Origin of the sequence: Haemophilus parahaemolyticus (genome assembly GCF_002015035.1) — a bacterium.
GTDB lineage: Bacteria > Pseudomonadota > Gammaproteobacteria > Enterobacterales > Pasteurellaceae > Haemophilus_A > Haemophilus_A parahaemolyticus.
On record NZ_MUXY01000011.1, the window covers coordinates 16,520 to 32,883 of the forward strand.

17 protein-coding genes are annotated in these 16,364 nt (G+C 43.2%); 6 read left to right on the plus strand and 11 right to left on the minus strand.

Annotated features, from left to right (window positions below):
• Positions 1 to 193: 193 nt before the first annotated feature.
• The 10 genes from ddc to radC all read right to left on the minus strand — a co-directional run bounded on the left by ddc (position 194) and on the right by radC (position 9,478).
• Positions 194 to 1,729 carry an L-2,4-diaminobutyrate decarboxylase gene (gene ddc, locus B0185_RS07135; RefSeq protein WP_005706963.1) on the minus strand — a complete coding sequence of 512 codons (1,536 nt, stop codon included), beginning with the start codon at positions 1,727 to 1,729 and terminating at the stop codon, positions 194 to 196.
• A 19-nt stretch (positions 1,730 to 1,748) separates the two neighbouring features.
• Positions 1,749 to 2,147, minus strand: coding sequence for a type II toxin-antitoxin system tRNA(fMet)-specific endonuclease VapC (gene vapC / locus B0185_RS07140; RefSeq protein ID WP_005706920.1), 399 nt, complete (start codon positions 2,145 to 2,147; stop codon positions 1,749 to 1,751).
• Positions 2,147 to 2,380 (minus strand): type II toxin-antitoxin system antitoxin VapB2, encoded by a 234-nt coding sequence (vapB2, locus tag B0185_RS07145; RefSeq protein ID WP_005706948.1) that lies wholly within the window; start codon positions 2,378 to 2,380, stop codon positions 2,147 to 2,149. Before vapB2 ends, vapC begins: the two co-directional genes overlap by 1 nt.
• Positions 2,381 to 2,526: 146 nt before the next feature.
• The gene (locus B0185_RS07150) at positions 2,527 to 3,891 is read right to left on the minus strand and encodes a diaminobutyrate--2-oxoglutarate transaminase (RefSeq protein WP_005706918.1); all 1,365 of its coding nucleotides are present in this window, start codon (positions 3,889 to 3,891) and stop codon (positions 2,527 to 2,529) included.
• Positions 3,892 to 4,242: 351 nt separating this feature from the next.
• Positions 4,243 to 4,413, minus strand: coding sequence for a 50S ribosomal protein L33 (rpmG, locus tag B0185_RS07155; RefSeq protein ID WP_005706939.1), 171 nt, complete (start codon positions 4,411 to 4,413; stop codon positions 4,243 to 4,245).
• Positions 4,414 to 4,424: 11 nt separating this feature from the next.
• Positions 4,425 to 4,661: a 50S ribosomal protein L28 gene (gene rpmB, locus B0185_RS07160; protein WP_005599762.1), complete on the minus strand. Its 237-nt coding sequence runs from the start codon at positions 4,659 to 4,661 to the stop codon at positions 4,425 to 4,427.
• A 169-nt stretch (positions 4,662 to 4,830) separates the two neighbouring features.
• On the minus strand, positions 4,831 to 5,487 hold the full coding sequence (gene torD / locus B0185_RS07165) for a molecular chaperone TorD (RefSeq protein WP_005706922.1): 657 nt from the start codon (positions 5,485 to 5,487) through the stop codon (positions 4,831 to 4,833).
• Positions 5,487 to 7,970 carry a trimethylamine-N-oxide reductase TorA gene (torA, locus tag B0185_RS07170; protein WP_005706995.1) on the minus strand — a complete coding sequence of 828 codons (2,484 nt, stop codon included), beginning with the start codon at positions 7,968 to 7,970 and terminating at the stop codon, positions 5,487 to 5,489. Before torA ends, torD begins: the two co-directional genes overlap by 1 nt.
• 8 nt (positions 7,971 to 7,978) lie before the next feature.
• A complete protein-coding gene (locus B0185_RS07175) occupies positions 7,979 to 8,605 on the minus strand; it encodes a hypothetical protein (protein ID WP_005706941.1) in 627 nt (208 codons plus the stop codon).
• A 207-nt stretch (positions 8,606 to 8,812) separates the two neighbouring features.
• Positions 8,813 to 9,478 (minus strand): RadC family protein, encoded by a 666-nt coding sequence (gene radC / locus B0185_RS07180; RefSeq protein WP_005706985.1) that lies wholly within the window; start codon positions 9,476 to 9,478, stop codon positions 8,813 to 8,815.
• Between the two features lie 162 nt (positions 9,479 to 9,640).
• On the opposite strand from radC, the gene coaBC reads away from it, so the two are divergent.
• The 5 genes from coaBC (at position 9,641) to crp (ending at position 12,958) form a co-directional block, all read left to right on the plus strand.
• Entirely contained in the window at positions 9,641 to 10,852 is a 1,212-nt protein-coding gene (gene coaBC, locus B0185_RS07185; protein WP_005706923.1) for a bifunctional phosphopantothenoylcysteine decarboxylase/phosphopantothenate--cysteine ligase CoaBC, read from the plus strand.
• A complete protein-coding gene (gene dut / locus B0185_RS07190) occupies positions 10,852 to 11,307 on the plus strand; it encodes a dUTP diphosphatase (protein WP_005706994.1) in 456 nt (151 codons plus the stop codon). Before coaBC ends, dut begins: the two co-directional genes overlap by 1 nt.
• A gap of 45 nt (positions 11,308 to 11,352) precedes the next feature.
• Complete coding sequence (gene slmA, locus B0185_RS07195; protein ID WP_005706993.1) at positions 11,353 to 11,961, plus strand: nucleoid occlusion factor SlmA; 609 nt, start codon at positions 11,353 to 11,355, stop codon at positions 11,959 to 11,961.
• Positions 11,962 to 11,970: 9 nt separating this feature from the next.
• Complete coding sequence (locus B0185_RS07200) at positions 11,971 to 12,192, plus strand: YheU family protein (RefSeq protein WP_005706947.1); 222 nt, start codon at positions 11,971 to 11,973, stop codon at positions 12,190 to 12,192.
• A 70-nt stretch (positions 12,193 to 12,262) separates the two neighbouring features.
• Positions 12,263 to 12,958: a cAMP-activated global transcriptional regulator CRP gene (gene crp / locus B0185_RS07205; RefSeq protein WP_005706936.1), complete on the plus strand. Its 696-nt coding sequence runs from the start codon at positions 12,263 to 12,265 to the stop codon at positions 12,956 to 12,958.
• A 74-nt stretch (positions 12,959 to 13,032) separates the two neighbouring features.
• On the opposite strand, the gene mutL is transcribed toward crp, so the two are convergent.
• Positions 13,033 to 14,973, minus strand: coding sequence for a DNA mismatch repair endonuclease MutL (mutL, locus tag B0185_RS07210; RefSeq protein WP_005706954.1), 1,941 nt, complete (start codon positions 14,971 to 14,973; stop codon positions 13,033 to 13,035).
• An 81-nt stretch (positions 14,974 to 15,054) separates the two neighbouring features.
• On the opposite strand from mutL, the gene proA reads away from it, so the two are divergent.
• Positions 15,055 to 16,296, plus strand: coding sequence for a glutamate-5-semialdehyde dehydrogenase (gene proA, locus B0185_RS07215; protein WP_005706961.1), 1,242 nt, complete (start codon positions 15,055 to 15,057; stop codon positions 16,294 to 16,296).
• Positions 16,297 to 16,364: the final 68 nt, after the last annotated feature.

Below are 16,364 nucleotides of genomic sequence, written 5' to 3' on the forward strand. Positions count from 1 at the left end.
TAATATTGGGGGGAAACAAGCGGTTAAAAATAGAGGGAATTTTTGCATTCCATATGTTTTATTAAACTAAATTTGCTCGGAATTTAGATCTAAAAGTAAATGTTTTATTATAGATAAGACATTTATTTTGCCCTATATGTCAAAATAACCGCTTGTATCCGAATACAAGCGGTTATTTTTCTTAGTAAATTAACTAATCAATCGGTGGAACGTAAGTGCCATTAGCAATCGCCTCTTTAATACGATTAGCTTCTGCTAAGACTTGTGCAAGCAAGGCTTTCACATTTTCCAAAGTTGCAATCGGGCTTAATGTGGTCATTTTTAAAGACTGTTTATCGCCTACTTTGGTCACACCAATATTCGCTTCGCCTCGTGCAAAGAGTTCATCTGCCACGTTTTGGTTGAGGGCATCAACAAATTCAGTTGGGTAGCCTTCTGGCACAACGCGGAATAGCACGGAAGCGAATTGGCTTGGTACGAGCATTTCTAATGATGCGGTGTCGTTGATGTATTGTTCCACTGCTTTGGTGAGTTTTACGCCGTGGTCGATCATTGAGGCGTAAAGTTCTTCGCCCAAGGCTTCAACGGTGAACCACAATTTCAATGCATCAAAACGGCGGGTGGTTTGTAGCGATTTTGCCACTAAGTTTGGTACGCCGTGCTCTTCATCATATTCTGAGTTGAGGTAGTCGGCTTTGTAGTCGATAAAGCGATAATTCGCAGGATCTTTCAACAAGAACGCCCCACACGAGATTGTTTGGAAGAAGTGCTTGTGGAAGTCAAGCGTGATGGAATCGGTCAATTCAATACCATCTAAGAAATGGCGGTAATCTTTGGAAAGCAATAACGCCCCTCCCCAAGCGGCATCAACGTGTAACCACGCTTGGTATTCATCAGCAAGTTTGCGGATTGCTTTTAAATCATCAATTGCGCCCGCATCTGTTGTGCCTGCAGTTGCCACGATACAAGCAGCGATTTTACCTTCGGCTTTTAATTGGGCAAGCGTTTGTTCAAGAGCAGCTACGTCCATTTGAGCATTTGCATTCGATGGCACGGTCACGACAGATTGGAAACCCATTCCCATCATCGCCATATTTTTTTGTACGGAGAAGTGAGCGTTTTCTGAGCAGATTACTTTCACTTTTTTCATTGCATCAGCAGGAATACCATCACGTTGTACCGACCATTCAGAGCTGTCTTCGTTTTTCCAGTGGCTTGCAATCGCCCAATCGCGTGCCAACAATACGCCCATTAAGTTAGATTGCGTACCGCCAGAAGTAAACACACCCGAAGTGCCTTCGCCGTAGCCCGCTTTTTGGCGGAGCCAGTCGATCAAATGCTCTTCCATAATCGAACCCGCAGGGCTTTGATCCCAAGAGTCCATAGATTGGTTGGTGGCATTAATCAACACTTCCGCAATTTGGCTTGCGACCATCGTTGGACAGTGTAAGTGTGCTAATGAATGTGGGTGATGTACTTTCAAACTTGGATTTAGAAAAATTTTCACCAAGTGTTCGAGCGATTTTTGCACGCCCACACCTTCTTTCGTTGGTTTAAAGCCGTCCACCAAAGCCCGCATCTGTTTGATAGAACCGCCCGTGTACATTTTTTCATTTTTCAGCCAAGAAGAGACCGCTTGCACTGCATTGTGCATTGCTGTTTCGTAGTCAGTGATTGCTTTGCTATCGTTGCAAAACAAGGCTTGTTTGTGTTGTTCAAGGTTTGACATAATTATTCCTAGATATAAATTACACCCAATTTTCTGTACGCAATGCGGGAACTCGCTCAAATTCTTTTAAATTGTTACTAACCAGAATTAACCCTTCACTACGAGCATGAGCAGCTATATGAATATCATTTTCGCCAATCAATTTCCCTTGTTTAGAGAGTTCAGCTTTAATATTGCCGAAATGAGCTGCATGCTTTGGTTGGTAATCTAAAATGGTGAGGCGTGATAAGAAATCTTCAATAACCGCAAGGTTTCTTTCGGGATATTCGCTTTTTTCAGCTCCATAATAGAGTTCAGCCACAGTAATGCTACTCACGCACATTTTCCCTGCATTTTGATTAAAGCGAGAAAGAACTTCCAATGGTCTACGCTTAATCACGTAAATCACAATGTTAGTATCAAGCATATATTTCAACACTATAAAGCCTCACGCTCTGGTTGAAATGCAATTTCTCGTTCATTCATAAAATCATCGCTAACTGCTTGATCATTCAAGAAAAAACTATCCCAAGATTGGTTGAGAGGCGATAAAATCCGATCACTGCCTAATACACGAACCGATAATTTTTTGATTTCTTCAGAAAAGCGAACTTCAGCGGGCAAACGCACGGCTTGACTTCGATTAGTCATAAAAACAGAGGCTTCAATCATAGTTATTCCTTATGCTTAATTGTATATAGCATAAGTATATCCCAGTTTTGTACAGTTGAGTAGAAAAAAGGTGGGATTTCCCCACCATTTTGAATTTACAAGCGGTCAAAATCCGCAAAACTTTTGCAAAATCCAACCGCTTTTAATTAACCACGCACCGCTTTTAATGCGTCTACAACGGATTGTTTGAAGCGTTTGATAAACTCTTCGCACTCAGCTTGATTGATATTCACCGCACAAAGCACGCGAACCACGTTGCCGCCGCGTCCGCCACGTTCGAGCAAGAGTTTGTTTTTGAAGCACGCTTTTTGGATTGCTGCTGCTAATTCACAATCGCGTGGGTAAGCCCCTGTTGCATCTTTCGCTTGGTGTTCGTCTACAATATCGATACCCATCATTAATCCACGACCACGCACGTTACCGATGCACGGATATTCTTTGCTTAATTCGCATAATGCGTTTGTTAAGTATTCGCCACGCTTTTGGGCATTTTGTGCGAGGTTTTCATCACGCATAATTTTAAGTGAAGCGTAACCTGTCGCCATCGCTAATTGGTTGCCGCGGAATGTGCCTGTGTGCCCCGCTGGTTGCCACGCATCGAATTCTTTTTTGATCGCAAGTACCGCTAATGGTAAGCTACCACCAATGGCTTTCGACATCACCACGATATCTGGTTGAATACCTGCGTGCTCAAAGGCGAACATTTTACCTGAACGACAGAAGCCTGCTTGTACTTCGTCCACGATCATTAAGATACCGTGTTTTTGGGTCACTTCACGTACTTTTTGTAGGAAGCTGATTGGGGCTGGTACAACACCGCCTTCGCCTTGGATTGCTTCTAAGATCACAGCAGCAGGTTTTACCACGCCGCTTTCGATGTCTTCGATGAAGTTTTCAAAGTAATGCTCAACCGCTTTCGCACCCGCTTCGCCACCGATGCCAAATGGGCAGCGATATTCGTGCGGATATGGTAGGAATTGCACGCCTGGCATTAAGTTTTGCACGGCATTTTTTGCACCAAGATTACCAGTTAAGGCTAATGCACCTTGGGTCATTCCGTGGAAGCCGCCAGAGAAGGCGATCACGTTACCACGACCTGTGTAAGTTTTCGCTAATTTGATCGCCGCTTCGTTGGCATCTGCACCTGAGGGACCAGTGAATTGTAAGATGTACTTATCTTTCGGGAAGAATGACAATAATTCTTCAGTGAATGCGTCTTTCAGCGGGGTCGTTAAATCTAAAGTGTGTAACGGTAAACCGCTGTCTAAAACGTCTTTGATGGCTTGCATTAACACTGGATGATTGTGTCCTAATGCAAGGGTTCCTGCCCCTGCTAAAAAGTCGAGGTATTCGTTGCCCTCAACGTCTGTTACCCAACAGCCTTGTGCCTTTGCATAGGCAAAAGGCAATTTGCGCGGATAGCTACGTACGTTAGATTCCATCGCATCTTGGCGGTCTAAGAAATGTTGGTTTGAAGCAAGGATTGCTTGTACAGGTGTGGTAATTGTCATTTTTAATTAAAACCTTCTAAAAGAGGTGAAAAAAATAAGTCGGGTGCCTTGCGGGAAGCCTAAGCTTTCTGATCCTAAAAGACCAGATGTCATGGGGCATTTGACTCGCTACTTATTAAAAAAAGCGTTTCAGCTTTTTTGTTTTTACCCTAGTTTGCCCAAAGGACGGGCTAGGTTGGAAACAGATTTTGATGTAGGGTTACGTCAAAACTGGCTCATTGTACATTTTTTTTGCAAGATGGAAAGCAAATTTAACAGCTTACAGGTTGATTGTCTAATCAATAAGCAACCGTTTGCGGTTTCGGAAAAGAAAAAACCCGAGCATTGCTCGGGTTTAAAATTAGTCTAAAATTATTTAATTTTAGCTTCTTTATAGATAACGTGTTTACGCACTACTGGATCAAATTTTTTGATTTCCATTTTTTCAGGCATATTACGTTTGTTTTTATCAGTTGTGTAGAAGTGACCAGTTTCTGCAGTAGAAACTAAACGGATTTTCTCACGGTTACCTTTAGCTGCCATTGGTTAGCTCCTTAGATTTTTTCGCCACGAGCACGGATTTCAGCTAATACTGCATCGATGCCTTTTTTATCAATAATACGCATACCTTTCGCTGTTAAGCGTAAAGTTACGAAACGGTTTTCAGACTCAACCCAGAAACGGTGAGTGTGAAGGTTAGGTAAAAAACGACGACGAGTCGCGTTTAATGCGTGTGAGCGGTTGTTACCAACTGCTGGACGCTTGCCGGTTACTTGGCAAACTCTTGACATTTTAATTCTCCAATTACTTAAGTAAGTTTGTATGGTTCGGGCGATGAGTGCTGACTCAACACAGCGTACTCACTACCTCGTCAGGTATAAACCCGACCAAAGACTATAATAAAGGTTCGCAATTATACTTGTTTTTCTTTGCCTATTCAAGCTCTTCTCTCAAAATTGCCTATTTTTTCGTGAGGTGATATGCCTTATCCATCGCCATAATCACCTCACGTACCACTTTTTCTTCTCTAATTTGGCGACTTGCGTGCAATGCCAAAATCTTACACAGCAACGAAAATAGTGCTGGGTAAAACTGATTTTGAAGGGAAATTTTTGCCAATTTTTCTGTCATCTTCGGCAGCCACGTCTGCAGTTGTTCGCGGATAAATTGACGTTGTTCAGCAAGCGTTTTTTGCTCAACAAGCTTAAGCAAAATTTCCAAATAGACGCAAAGATGATCGCTCGGTTCATTCACTTGGCGGTTGGTTTGCAGACCAAATTCTGTGAAATAATCATCCATTTTTTGCAAGTTTTGCGTCAGTTCCTCGCCTGCTAAATAAGCGGAAGCATAAGGCATTGCACTGATTGTACCTTCTAGCAAAAAGCATTCGGCAAAATCGGCGGCCAGCTCTAAACGGGTGTGTGGGTGGAGCTGCAAGCTGGCAAGTGCCGTTTCAATCTGTACGATTTCAGCAGCAAAGCCCGTCTCTTTCAAAAAGGCAAAAAACGGGGTAAATTCGCCCGCTTGTAAGCCTTGCAATTGTGCATCGGTAAGTTCCCGTCCGAGTATATTGCTAAACCAGCGATAGATAAATTGGTACTCTTCTTTTTGGAACATTACGCTCGCTCCACTATTTTCGGACCACTAAAGCCGTTCGGCTCAGGAGCTTCGCCTTGCCATTTTTCCACATTGACTAAGCAAGTGCTGACACAAGTAGCTTGCGAGAGTTTAGATGCCCCAATGTCTAACGTTAAGGTATTTGGGCAGCCGTAGGTGTCAATTGAGCCAACTTTTTCATCAAGCGGTGAGAACCACGCTCCTTCTTGCAAACGCACCACCCCCGTTGGGAAGTTATCCGATAATACTGCCCCTACTAACACTTGCCCGCGTTCGTTGTAAACACGCACTAAATCACCGTCTTGAATACCAAGTTTCGCCGCATCTTGCGGATTCATATAGAACGGTTCACGCCCTTTTACGCTGTATGTATCACGTAAGTTTTTCGCTTCGCACAGCTGAGAATGCAAGCGTTTATCGGGGTGAACTGATTGCATCCAGAACGGGTAGCTTTCTGAGTTTGGTCCGCCGTGCGAGCGTTCGGCTTTTTCGAACCACATTGGATGCCCTTTGCAATCGGTATAGCCATAGCTGGCGATTTTTTGGCTGTAAATTTCGATAAAGCCTGATGGCGTGCCAAGGGCGTGCAATTCAGGATCTTCGCGGAAATCAGCATGGCGTACCCAAGGTTTGCCCTCTGGGAAAAGCACGTAGCCTGTTTTCCAAAACTCCTCAAACGAGGGCATTTCAAACTTGCCACGGTTGGCGTTGCGACAATCACGGTAGAGGCGTTCCACCCATTCCATTTCGTTCATTCCGCGGCAATATTCTTCCGCTTTGCCAAAACGTTCGCATAATCCTTTGAAGATCTCAAAATCAGTTCGGGCTTCATACATCGGCTCAACCAATTTGTGCATCGCTAATATCCCACGGTTGCTGTAAGAGCCATAGGCATCGATGTCGTTGCGTTCAAATGGCGTGCAAGCAGGTAGCACGATGTCGGAGAAACGGCAAGTTGCCGTCCAGCTGTAATTAAGCGAAACCACGGTTTCCAATTTTTGGAAGGCTTGCTTCATTTTGTTCAATTGCGATTGGCGGCTCCACTGGTTACAGCCTGAAAAAATCGCCATTTTATATGGAGCGTAGGTGATTTTTTTGCCGTTGTAATCAATGGTTTCGCCTGCGTGAAGTAATGCATCGGTGGTACGAGCCACAGGGATAACTTCGCTATAACCTTGATAATCTTTGTTGTTGTATTTCGGTGTTTGCCCTTCATCTAAATTCGATGGGAAGGAGCCTGGCATTGAAGCCCCAGAACTTGAAACGCCTACCGAACTGTAATGGTGAGCATAACTCACACCGCCGCCAGCCAAGCCAATTTGCCCCAACATCGCGGCTAATACTGCACCCATCCAATAAGGCTGCTCGCCGTGTTGTTGGCGTTGGATTGCCCAGCCAAAAATCAGTTGGGTGCGTTTTCCTGCCAACGTACGTGCAAATTCGCGGATTTTCTCGGCAGAAACGCCACAAATTGGTGCAGCCCACTCTGGTGTTTTAGCGATTTTATCTTCGGTTTCACCCAGCAAATAAGGCACGAATTTCTCAAAACCAAGGGTGTAAACATCGAGGAAGGCTTTGTCGTATAAATTCTCGGTGTAAAGTGTATGGGCAATTGCCAACATAAACGGCATATCCGCTTGTGGGTTTACATAAAAATGGTCGCAGCCCAAATAATTTTGCGTTTTGCTTTTCACAGGATCAACACACACCACATTGATCGCTTTATTTTTCACTTTCTCTTTTAGCTGCTCAAAATAGGCATAAGCCTCGTGCGTTTCGCAGTTCCAGCCCACTTGTAGATTTTTAATTGGATCGTTCGCCCAGAAGATCAGGTTTTTGGTCTCTTTTAAAATGATCTCCCACGAAGTACCTTGTGAATAAACTTCAGTTGAACCCAGCACATACGGCAGAATGGTTTGTCCAGCTCCTGTGGAATAATCGCCCACCGTACCAACACTATGCCCGTGCATTGCAATCGCTCGGATCATATGGTTTCCGCAGCTGTGGAATTGCCCAGAAGAACGCCAGCCTACGTTAGCGGTGTGGAGTGCCCAAGGGCCGTAATTTTGCTGGATGCGTTCCAGTTCTTGATAGAAAAGATCGAGTGCTTCATCCCAACTGACGCGAACAAAGCGGTTGTCGCCCCGTTGCAAGCGGTCGCTTTTTTCACGATTTTTGAGCCAGTCTAATCGTACCATCGGATAACGCACGCGAGACTCGCCATATAAAATACCTTTGATGCCTTGGATCATTTCAGTCGGGTGTTTATCAAATTCAAAGGGTTTAATTTCAGCGAGTTTGCCATCGACCACTTTGGCACGCACTGCACCCCATTGGCAGCCAGTCATTTTCCATTCATCAGGCGTTTTTGTTCCGTTTGCTTTTGCCTCACGCGGAACAAGGAATGAAGGCATCGCAAGGCTTGCCGTCATCAGCGACATTTTTTGTAAAAATTGGCGACGTGAAAATTCAAGAGAAGACATACAAATTCCTATTTTGACGCATCAGAGGCGTGTAATTGTAAATAACGAAGCACTTGTTTTTGTTGCGGTTTGTCCATATCGGTAAAGCCAACCATGCCATTAAACACCGCTACCCATTCATTCGCATCGTGCATTTTCGGATCGCGCTGTTTGTGGCAAACGCTGCATTCAGTTTTGAAAGTGCTTTCTGCATTCGCCCAGAATGCGGTGAGATTTTGGCTAAGTTTCGATTTTTTTGCCCAAACTTTTGTTTTGACTTTCTGCCAAATTAAACCTGTGAGCGGATCTTCTTTGTTCTCCAACACCTCAAAATTAGCAGCGTTTTGCGTGAAGGTTTTATCAAACACTGCATCGGTAATATGTTTGGCAAATTGGTTATACCAAATTCTCCCAAACCCTTTGGTTTTTCTCCACATTTCCAGCTCAAGTTGATCAGCATTTTGCGTGGTTTGCACTAGTTTTACGGGCACGCCTGCTTCTAATTCGCCAATGGGTTTGGAAAGGGCTTCATCTGCATATAACGGCAGACTTTCTGGCGTGTAAGAATAAGGGGAAGCGGTTGAATTTGGGGAAAATATTGCAAACGACAAGCTCAAAATGAGCGAGGAAAATAGGGAAGAAAATTGCATTTTCATAGAGAAATCACTCGAAATAATAAAATATCGTCACAACTCAGTTGTTCGTGTATAGGAGCGTGTGCAACACTCCATACGAAAGAAAATAGATGATATCAATTATCCACAACCTTCATCTATTTACCTTGATTTATATCATAAATGCAGGATTTTAATGTTTTGGTAAAAAATTTCACAGAATTAATCGCTTGCGGTGTGTAAGTGATACTAAAACATCTCTCGTTTTTCTTCTTCAAAAGAAAAATAATCGCCTTTACCGACAATAATATGATCAACAAACCGAATATCGACTAAATCGCATGCCAGTTCAATACGTCTGGTTAGATGGCGGTCAGCATCGCTTGGTGTACACTCGCCAGAAGGATGGTTATGAGCGATGATAATCGCTGCTGCATTGCATTTTAGTGCTGCTTTTACGACTTCTCGCGGGTGTACACTGGCTTGATTTATCGTGCCAAAAAACATTTTTTCGGTACGAATGAGGCGGTTTTGATTATCTAAAAAGATCACCATAAACACTTCACGCTCCCAATGCTCAAGCTCTGATTGGAAATACATAATTGCCGTATAAGGCTCACTAATAGTTTCATTCGCTTCCATTTGCTGTGAAAGATAACGCTTGGTCATCTCCTTGGTGGCTTGCAGTTGAATGTATTGCGTTTTGCCCAAACCTTTAACTTTACAAAAATCTTCGATTGAAGCGGTTAATAATCCTCGTAAACTGCCAAAAGTTTCAAGCACATTTTCTGAAAGTTGCATTACAGGAATACCACGAATTCCAGTGCGTAAGAAAATTGCCAATAACTCTTGATCGTTCAATGCTTCTACGCCTTGTTTTAATAACTTTTCGCGTGGCATTAATATTTTATCCATATTATCCTCTACTCCTTAAATCGTGGAGAGGATAAAAAAGATAAGGTAAAGAGGCAAAAGGCAATTGCCAAATTTTCGAGCGAGATCGCAAAACTTTTTAGTTGTGAGTATCTGCTTGTTTTTGTAGAATGCTGTACTTATTTTCACATCTTATTTCATTTTATGCTGAAAAATAAAAAAATTCTGGTCGGCATTACAGGTGGTATTGCTGCTTATAAAAGCATTGAGTTAATTCGTTATTTCAAAAATGCGAATGCAGACGTGCGTGTGGTGCTCACTCCTGCAGCAGAAGCCTTTGTAACGCCGTTAACCCTGCAAGCGATTTCAGGTAATGCGGTTTCTACTTCGCTCTTAGACCCACAAGCTGAACTCGCGATGGGGCATATTGAGTTGGCGAAATGGGCAGAGCTGATAGTGATTGCCCCCGCTTCGGCAGACTTTATTGCTCGCCTTCGTGCGGGAATGGGCAATGACTTACTTTCCACCCTTTGCCTTGCGACAGCTTCGCCAATTCTGCTTGCACCCGCGATGAATCAGCAAATGTTTAAACAAGCAGCAGTGCAAGAAAACTTAGTGACATTAATGAAACGTGGTGTGCAGATGATCGGGCCGAACAGCGGTTTTCAAGCGTGTGGTGATGTGGGTAAAGGGCGAATGTCTGAGCCGAGCGAAATTTTCCAAGCCGTGTGCGAACATTTTACGGGTAGACAAGATTTAGCCGATCTAAACATCACCATTACTGCGGGGCCAACCCAGGAAGCGATTGATCCTGTGCGTTATATTAGCAACCATAGCTCGGGCAAAATGGGTTTTGCGATTGCTGACGCTTTTGCCAAACGTGGGGCGAAAGTGACGTTGATTGCGGGACCTGTGAGTTTAGCAACCCCCAAAAATGTGACTCGAATTGATGTACTTTCAGCCCAAGAAATGGCTGAACAAGCGGTGAAACTTGCCCAACAATCTGCAATTTTTATTGGCTGTGCTGCGGTGGCAGATTATCGTGTAGCAGAAGTAGCAAACCAGAAAATTAAGAAAACGGCAGATAGTGATGAATTGATGCTAAAACTCGTGAAAAACCCTGATATTATTGCAAAAGTCGCGAACTTACAGGAATATCGTCCGTTCGTTGTCGGTTTTGCGGCAGAAACACAAAATGTGGCGGAGTATGCTAAAAGTAAATTGCAACGTAAAAATTTAGATTTGATTTGTGCAAATGATGTTTCTGGTGGGCAAGTATTTGGGCAAGAACAAAATGCTTTGCAGCTTTTTTGGCAAAAAGGTGAGAAAATTTTACCGCTTGCAGATAAGGGTAAATTAGCTAAAACATTGGTTGAAGAGATTATCCAATTGTATAATGATAAAAAGGAAAAATAATGAAACAAATTGATTTAAAAATTTTAGATAAGCGTATTGGATCAGAATTTCCACTGCCAGCGTATGCTACTGAAGGTTCCGCAGGCTTAGATTTACGAGCCTTGATTGAGACACCAATGACGGTTGAAGCAGGTCAAACGGTACTTATTCCAACGGGAATTTCTATCTATATTGCGGATCCAAGTTTAGCTGCGGTAATTTTACCGCGTTCAGGCTTAGGGCATAAGAATGGCATTGTGTTAGGTAATTTAGTGGGTTTGATTGATAGTGATTACCAAGGCCCACTTATGGTGTCACTTTGGAATAGAAGTGATAAACCGTTCAAGATTGAAGTAGGTGATCGTATTGCACAGTTAGTATTTATGCCTGTGGTACAAGCTAGTTTCAACATCGTAGAAAATTTTGAACAAACAGAACGCGGTGAAGGCGGTTTTGGGCATTCAGGTAAACAATAATATAACCGTACACTTTCATTCAAACGTTTTATTGGGAGAAAAAGTATGTCAACGCTACAAGTCAAAATGCCGAAAAAAACTAAAGCAGAACGCCAACAACAGGTCTTGGAAACACTGATTAACGAGCTTAATTCTGAAGGTGGTATGCAACGTGTGACTACTGAGCGATTAGCCAAAGCAGTGGGAGTGTCGGAAGGTGCGTTGTACCGCTATTTCCCAAGTAAAGCGAAAATGTTTGAAGCACTGATTGAAAAAATCGAACAAACATTGAATAGCTATGTAGCAGCAAGTAAACGTCGAGAAAATGGCACAGAGGCGATCATTAAATCGATCATCTATTCAGTGATCGAATTTGCTCGCAAAAATCCTGGAGTTACTCGCATTCTTACAGGGCATGCTTTGATGTTTGAAGATGATACCTTAAAAGCCCGTATCGCCAAATTTTTCTATAGCCTTGAGATACAATTTTCCAATATTTTGCAGATGAGTAAATTGCATGGCGGTAGAGCGTTTGATGACGAACGTGCGTTAGCTGCTTATTTAGTGAATTTTTGCGAAGGACAATTTTTACGCCTTGTTCGCTCAAATTTTAATTCCTCTCAATATCAACCTTTTGAAAAGCAATGGGCTATGCTCAAGCCGCTTTTTGAATAAGGAAAGACAATGATTATTCCTTGGCAAGAACTGGAAGAAGAGACACTTTATAATGTGCTTGATTCCTTTATTCTACGTGAAGGCACAGATTATGGTGCTCGTGAACTTTCATTAGATGAAAAACGAGAACGTTTATTAGCACAACTAAAAACAGATAAAGTGGTAATTGTGTGGTCGGAATTACACGAAAGCCTTGATATTAAAGATAAAAGATCTTTCTTAGGAAAATAATGATTAGGAGACAAACACCGTGCTACAATACTTTTTCCCTATAAGCCAAAATAAGTAAAAAGGATTTTTTATGCAAGACATGATGCTTAGCACGCCTCCAATTGAGGATTTAACGCCTGCTCCATCTATCAATGATCCTGTGGTGGAATGGTTCTTAACGCAATGCCACGTGCACCGCTACCCTGCAAAATATACATTGATCCATGCAGGCGAAAAGGCTGAATCGCTTTATTACATCGTAAGTGGTTCGGTGTCTGTTTTTGTTAAAGATGACGAGCATAAAGAAATGCTTTTAACCAACCTTGGACAGGGTGAGTTTTTGGGCGAAATTAGTCTTTTTGAAGAAAAACTGCAAACTCGCACTGCTTGGGTGAAAACCAAAGAAACCTGCGAAATTGCTGAGATTTCATACAAACGTTTCAAACAGATTGTACATATTAACCCTGAAATTTTGATGTATCTTTCTGCTCAAATGGCACGCCGTTTACGCCAAACTTCGAGCCAAGTGAGCAATCTTGCGTTCCTAGATGTAGCGGGAAGAATTGCACAAACCTTGATGAATTTAGCTCGCCAACCTGATGCGATGACCCATCCAGAAGGAATGCAGATCAAGATCACCCGCCAGGAAATCGGTCAAATGGTCGGCTGTTCCCGAGAAACGGTTGGACGTATTCTAAAAATGCTTGAAGATGATGATCTGATTTCAGCTCACGGTAAAACGATTGTGGTGTTCCACAAGCAGCTACAGAAAGCGATGGGCGTATAAGATTTTCTGGTATTTATATAAAAATAACTTTGTGTACTGCTATATCGTATTGGATTTTACTGTTCAAGAAGAATTTAATAGAGATATGCTGAAAAATCCACTTCTACTTTTAATGTTTCTAATGCCTTGGCAGAATGTTGTTCTGCTTCTGCCAATAAGTTCACACCATCGCTGAGCGTCCAAGCGGTTGGCATTGGCAAAGATTTTGCAAAAAATTCGACTAAATCGATCGCTTGTTCATTTAATAATTGGAAAATCAGCTGTTGAAAATTTTGCTCTCGTAAGCATTTTGGCACGGCTGAAATCATCAAGCGAGTTTGCGATTGCCAATGTTTCTCGCTAATTTGAAAGCCAAGATTTTCTAGCCTATCTTTCACTTTTTCCCAATACTGTTGCTGTGTTTCGTCTAGCGTTAAGCTCAGTGGAATCAACAAAGTTTGCGGTTCGGCTTTTTTGAGCTGTTCGACAAATTTTAAGCGATACAATTGATGGAGTGAAACTAAATAGAAATTATCGTTTTCCTTGAGCAATAATGCCTGATTTTTCACTACCGCAAGTACGCTTGAACGTGTTGAAACTGCTGTTTTTGCAACATATTCTGTTTTTTCTACCGCTTGTTCGGTAGCTCGTTTTTCAGGTACTTCAGGCTTTGCAAAAATTGCAACAGCTTGATGTGGTTGTGGCCCTGCAAGCGGTAAAAAATCGCTTCTGGTTTGCGAATCTGCATTACTTTCCGTTTTGACTAACTCGTTATACCAACGCTGTGCTGATTTGCTTGAAATGCTCGAACGTGGCGTATATTGCGGAGAATGTGCACGATGTTGCGTAGAACTATCTGAAAATTGCACCGCTTGCGGGTGAAGCTCATTGTCTGTAAGCGGAGGCACAAACATATTCGCACCTGCTGCCTGACGATTGCGGTCTTGTACGTATACGGGGAAACTTTCGTGCACTTTATCCACAGGCGCTGAATTCGCTGTGAGTAAATCTGCTTGTGGTTGCAACGCTTGTAGCACACCTTGCAAGATAAAATCGTGCACCAAACGTCCTTGGTGGAAACGTACCTCGTGTTTAGCAGGGTGTACATTGACATCCACGTGGGTTGGGTCTAAATCCAAAAACAGCACAAACGCAGGGTAATTGCCTTGTGCGATATGCTCTCCGTAGGCTTGGCGAATGGCGTGGTTAATGGTTTTATCCCGCATCATCCGCCCGTTTACGTAGCTATAACAGAGATCGTTTTGCGGATGAGCCAGTTCAGGTGAGCCAATCCAACCGTGCAGATGTAAATCCCCGTGCTGCCAGTCCAAATAATTTGCGTGCTGAATAAACTGTTCGCCACAGATTGCTGCCACACGTTTTTGCTTTTGTTCAATCGAATTATCCATAGCTTTGCGATATTGGCGAACAATTTTGCTATTGTGCGAAAGGGTAAAATTCACGTGCGGTTTTGCAAGAGCAATGCGACGCACGACTTCATCAATATGCTGAAATTCGGTTTTGTCGGTGCGTAAAAATTTACGACGAGCAGGCGTGTTGAAAAAGAGGTTATTCACTTCAATGGTTGTGCCGACAGGATGCGAAGCGGGTTGAATGTCGACTGCCATTTCTCGCCCTTGAGCATAAGCCTGCCATGCTTCAGCTTGCCCTTCAGGACGAGAGGTTAAAAGTAGACGCGAGACCGAGCTGATACTCGCCAGAGCCTCACCACGAAAACCGAGGCTTAAAATTGCCTCTAAATCTTCCAGTGAACTGATTTTGCTGGTGGCGTGGCGAGCCAAGGCAAGCACTAAATCTTGCTTGGCAATGCCACAACCATTATCACGGATTTTAATCAGCTGCGAACCGCCCTTTTCAATCTCAATCTCAATCTGCGTTGCCCCTGCATCAAGGCTGTTTTCAACCAATTCTTTGACGACAGAGGCAGGGCGTTCTACCACCTCGCCCGCCGCGATTTGGTTGGCAAGTTGGGGAGGAAGAATATTGATGAGGTGTTTTTCAGAAGGTTCGATCATATTTTGCGTGGCTCTTATTGCATTTTGCCAAATTTTAGCATAATTTGACCGCTAATGACGTTTTCAAAAAAAGGATAAATGATGACCAACGTTTCACAAATTGCTCAACAAGCGAAACAAGCAAGTGTGGCACTTGCTTTATTCGGTCAAACTGCCAAAAATCAGGCACTGCTCACCATTGCTGACAGCCTTGAAAGCCGTGTGGCAGAAATCTTACAAGCAAACGAAAAAGACATTGAATTTGCGAAATCACAAGGCATTTCAGCTGCCATTATCGACCGCTTATTGCTCTCCGAAAGCCGCTTAAAAGCGATTGCCGATGATGTTCGCAATGTGGCAAGCCTTCCTGACCCTGTTGGGCAAGTAATTGATGGTGGTGTGTTAGCAAGCGGTTTGAAAATTGAACGCCAACGCGTGCCTTTGGGGGTGATTTTAACCATTTACGAAGCACGCCCGAATGTGACCATTGATGTTGCTTCACTTTGCTTAAAAACAGGCAATGCGGTCATTTTACGTGGCGGCAAAGAGACTAAATTTACCAATGCTGTGTTGGTCGAAGTGGTGCAAAATGCGTTGGAAAAAGCAGGCTTACCGAAATTAGCTGTGCAAGCGATTACCGATCCAAACCGAGCCTTGTTGCTTGAGTTGCTCAAACTTGATCGCTACATCGATATGGTTATCCCTCGTGGCGGAGCGGGTTTGCATCAGTTTTGCAAAGAGAATTCGACTATTCCTGTGATTGTGGGTGGAATAGGCGTTTGCCATCTATTTGTAGAAAAAACAGCCGATCAAGAGAAAGCGTTAGACGTTGTTGTGAATGCGAAAACGCAGCGTCCAAGCACTTGCAATACCTTGGAAACCTTATTAGTGGATCGTGCAATTGCTGCTGAATTTCTGCCAAAATTAGTTGCGAAAATGAAAGAGGTAGGTGTTACACTACACTGCGATGCTTTGCAAAAAGCAGACGGAATTGAACCGCTTGATCAAGATAAATTACGCCAAGAATGGCTTTCGCTCGATTTAAGTGTGGTGTTGGTTGATGGCTTGGATGCGGCTGTTGCCCATATTCGTGAATATGGCTCGCAACATTCAGAGAGTATTCTAACTAGCGATTACAAACTCGCTCGCCAATTCGTTACTCAAGTGGATGCAGCCGCGGTTTACATTAACGCTAGCACGCGTTTTACCGATGGTGCACAGTTTGGTCTTGGTGCAGAAGTGGCGGTGAGCACACAAAAACTGCACGCCCGCGGGCCAATGGGATTAGAAGCACTCACCACTTACAAATGGGTATGTGAGGGGGATTATTTAGTGAGGGGGTAGGTTTCTGACACAATAAGCGGTAAAATTCTGCCAGAGATTTACAAATAATGGTTGATACAATAGCCTTT

What these genes read in the sequence shown, in the direction of transcription:
- torA (WP_005706995.1), bottom strand. Translation starts at nt 7,970, where the DNA reads ATGTCTTCTCTTGAATTTTCACGTCGCCAATTTTTACAAAAAATGTCG.
- B0185_RS07150 (WP_005706918.1), bottom strand. Translation starts at nt 3,891, where the DNA reads ATGACAATTACCACACCTGTACAAGCAATCCTTGCTTCAAACCAACAT.
- radC (WP_005706985.1), bottom strand. Translation starts at nt 9,478, where the DNA reads ATGGATAAAATATTAATGCCACGCGAAAAGTTATTAAAACAAGGCGTA.
- torD (WP_005706922.1), bottom strand. Translation starts at nt 5,487, where the DNA reads ATGTTCCAAAAAGAAGAGTACCAATTTATCTATCGCTGGTTTAGCAAT.
- ddc (WP_005706963.1), bottom strand. Translation starts at nt 1,729, where the DNA reads ATGTCAAACCTTGAACAACACAAACAAGCCTTGTTTTGCAACGATAGC.
- crp (WP_005706936.1), top strand. Translation starts at nt 12,263, where the DNA reads ATGCAAGACATGATGCTTAGCACGCCTCCAATTGAGGATTTAACGCCT.
- mutL (WP_005706954.1), bottom strand. Translation starts at nt 14,973, where the DNA reads ATGATCGAACCTTCTGAAAAACACCTCATCAATATTCTTCCTCCCCAA.
- rpmG (WP_005706939.1), bottom strand. Translation starts at nt 4,413, where the DNA reads ATGGCAGCTAAAGGTAACCGTGAGAAAATCCGTTTAGTTTCTACTGCA.
- coaBC (WP_005706923.1), top strand. Translation starts at nt 9,641, where the DNA reads ATGCTGAAAAATAAAAAAATTCTGGTCGGCATTACAGGTGGTATTGCT.
- vapB2 (WP_005706948.1), bottom strand. Translation starts at nt 2,380, where the DNA reads ATGATTGAAGCCTCTGTTTTTATGACTAATCGAAGTCAAGCCGTGCGT.
- dut (WP_005706994.1), top strand. Translation starts at nt 10,852, where the DNA reads ATGAAACAAATTGATTTAAAAATTTTAGATAAGCGTATTGGATCAGAA.
- B0185_RS07200 (WP_005706947.1), top strand. Translation starts at nt 11,971, where the DNA reads ATGATTATTCCTTGGCAAGAACTGGAAGAAGAGACACTTTATAATGTG.
- rpmB (WP_005599762.1), bottom strand. Translation starts at nt 4,661, where the DNA reads ATGTCAAGAGTTTGCCAAGTAACCGGCAAGCGTCCAGCAGTTGGTAAC.
- B0185_RS07175 (WP_005706941.1), bottom strand. Translation starts at nt 8,605, where the DNA reads ATGAAAATGCAATTTTCTTCCCTATTTTCCTCGCTCATTTTGAGCTTG.
- slmA (WP_005706993.1), top strand. Translation starts at nt 11,353, where the DNA reads ATGTCAACGCTACAAGTCAAAATGCCGAAAAAAACTAAAGCAGAACGC.
- proA (WP_005706961.1), top strand. Translation starts at nt 15,055, where the DNA reads ATGACCAACGTTTCACAAATTGCTCAACAAGCGAAACAAGCAAGTGTG.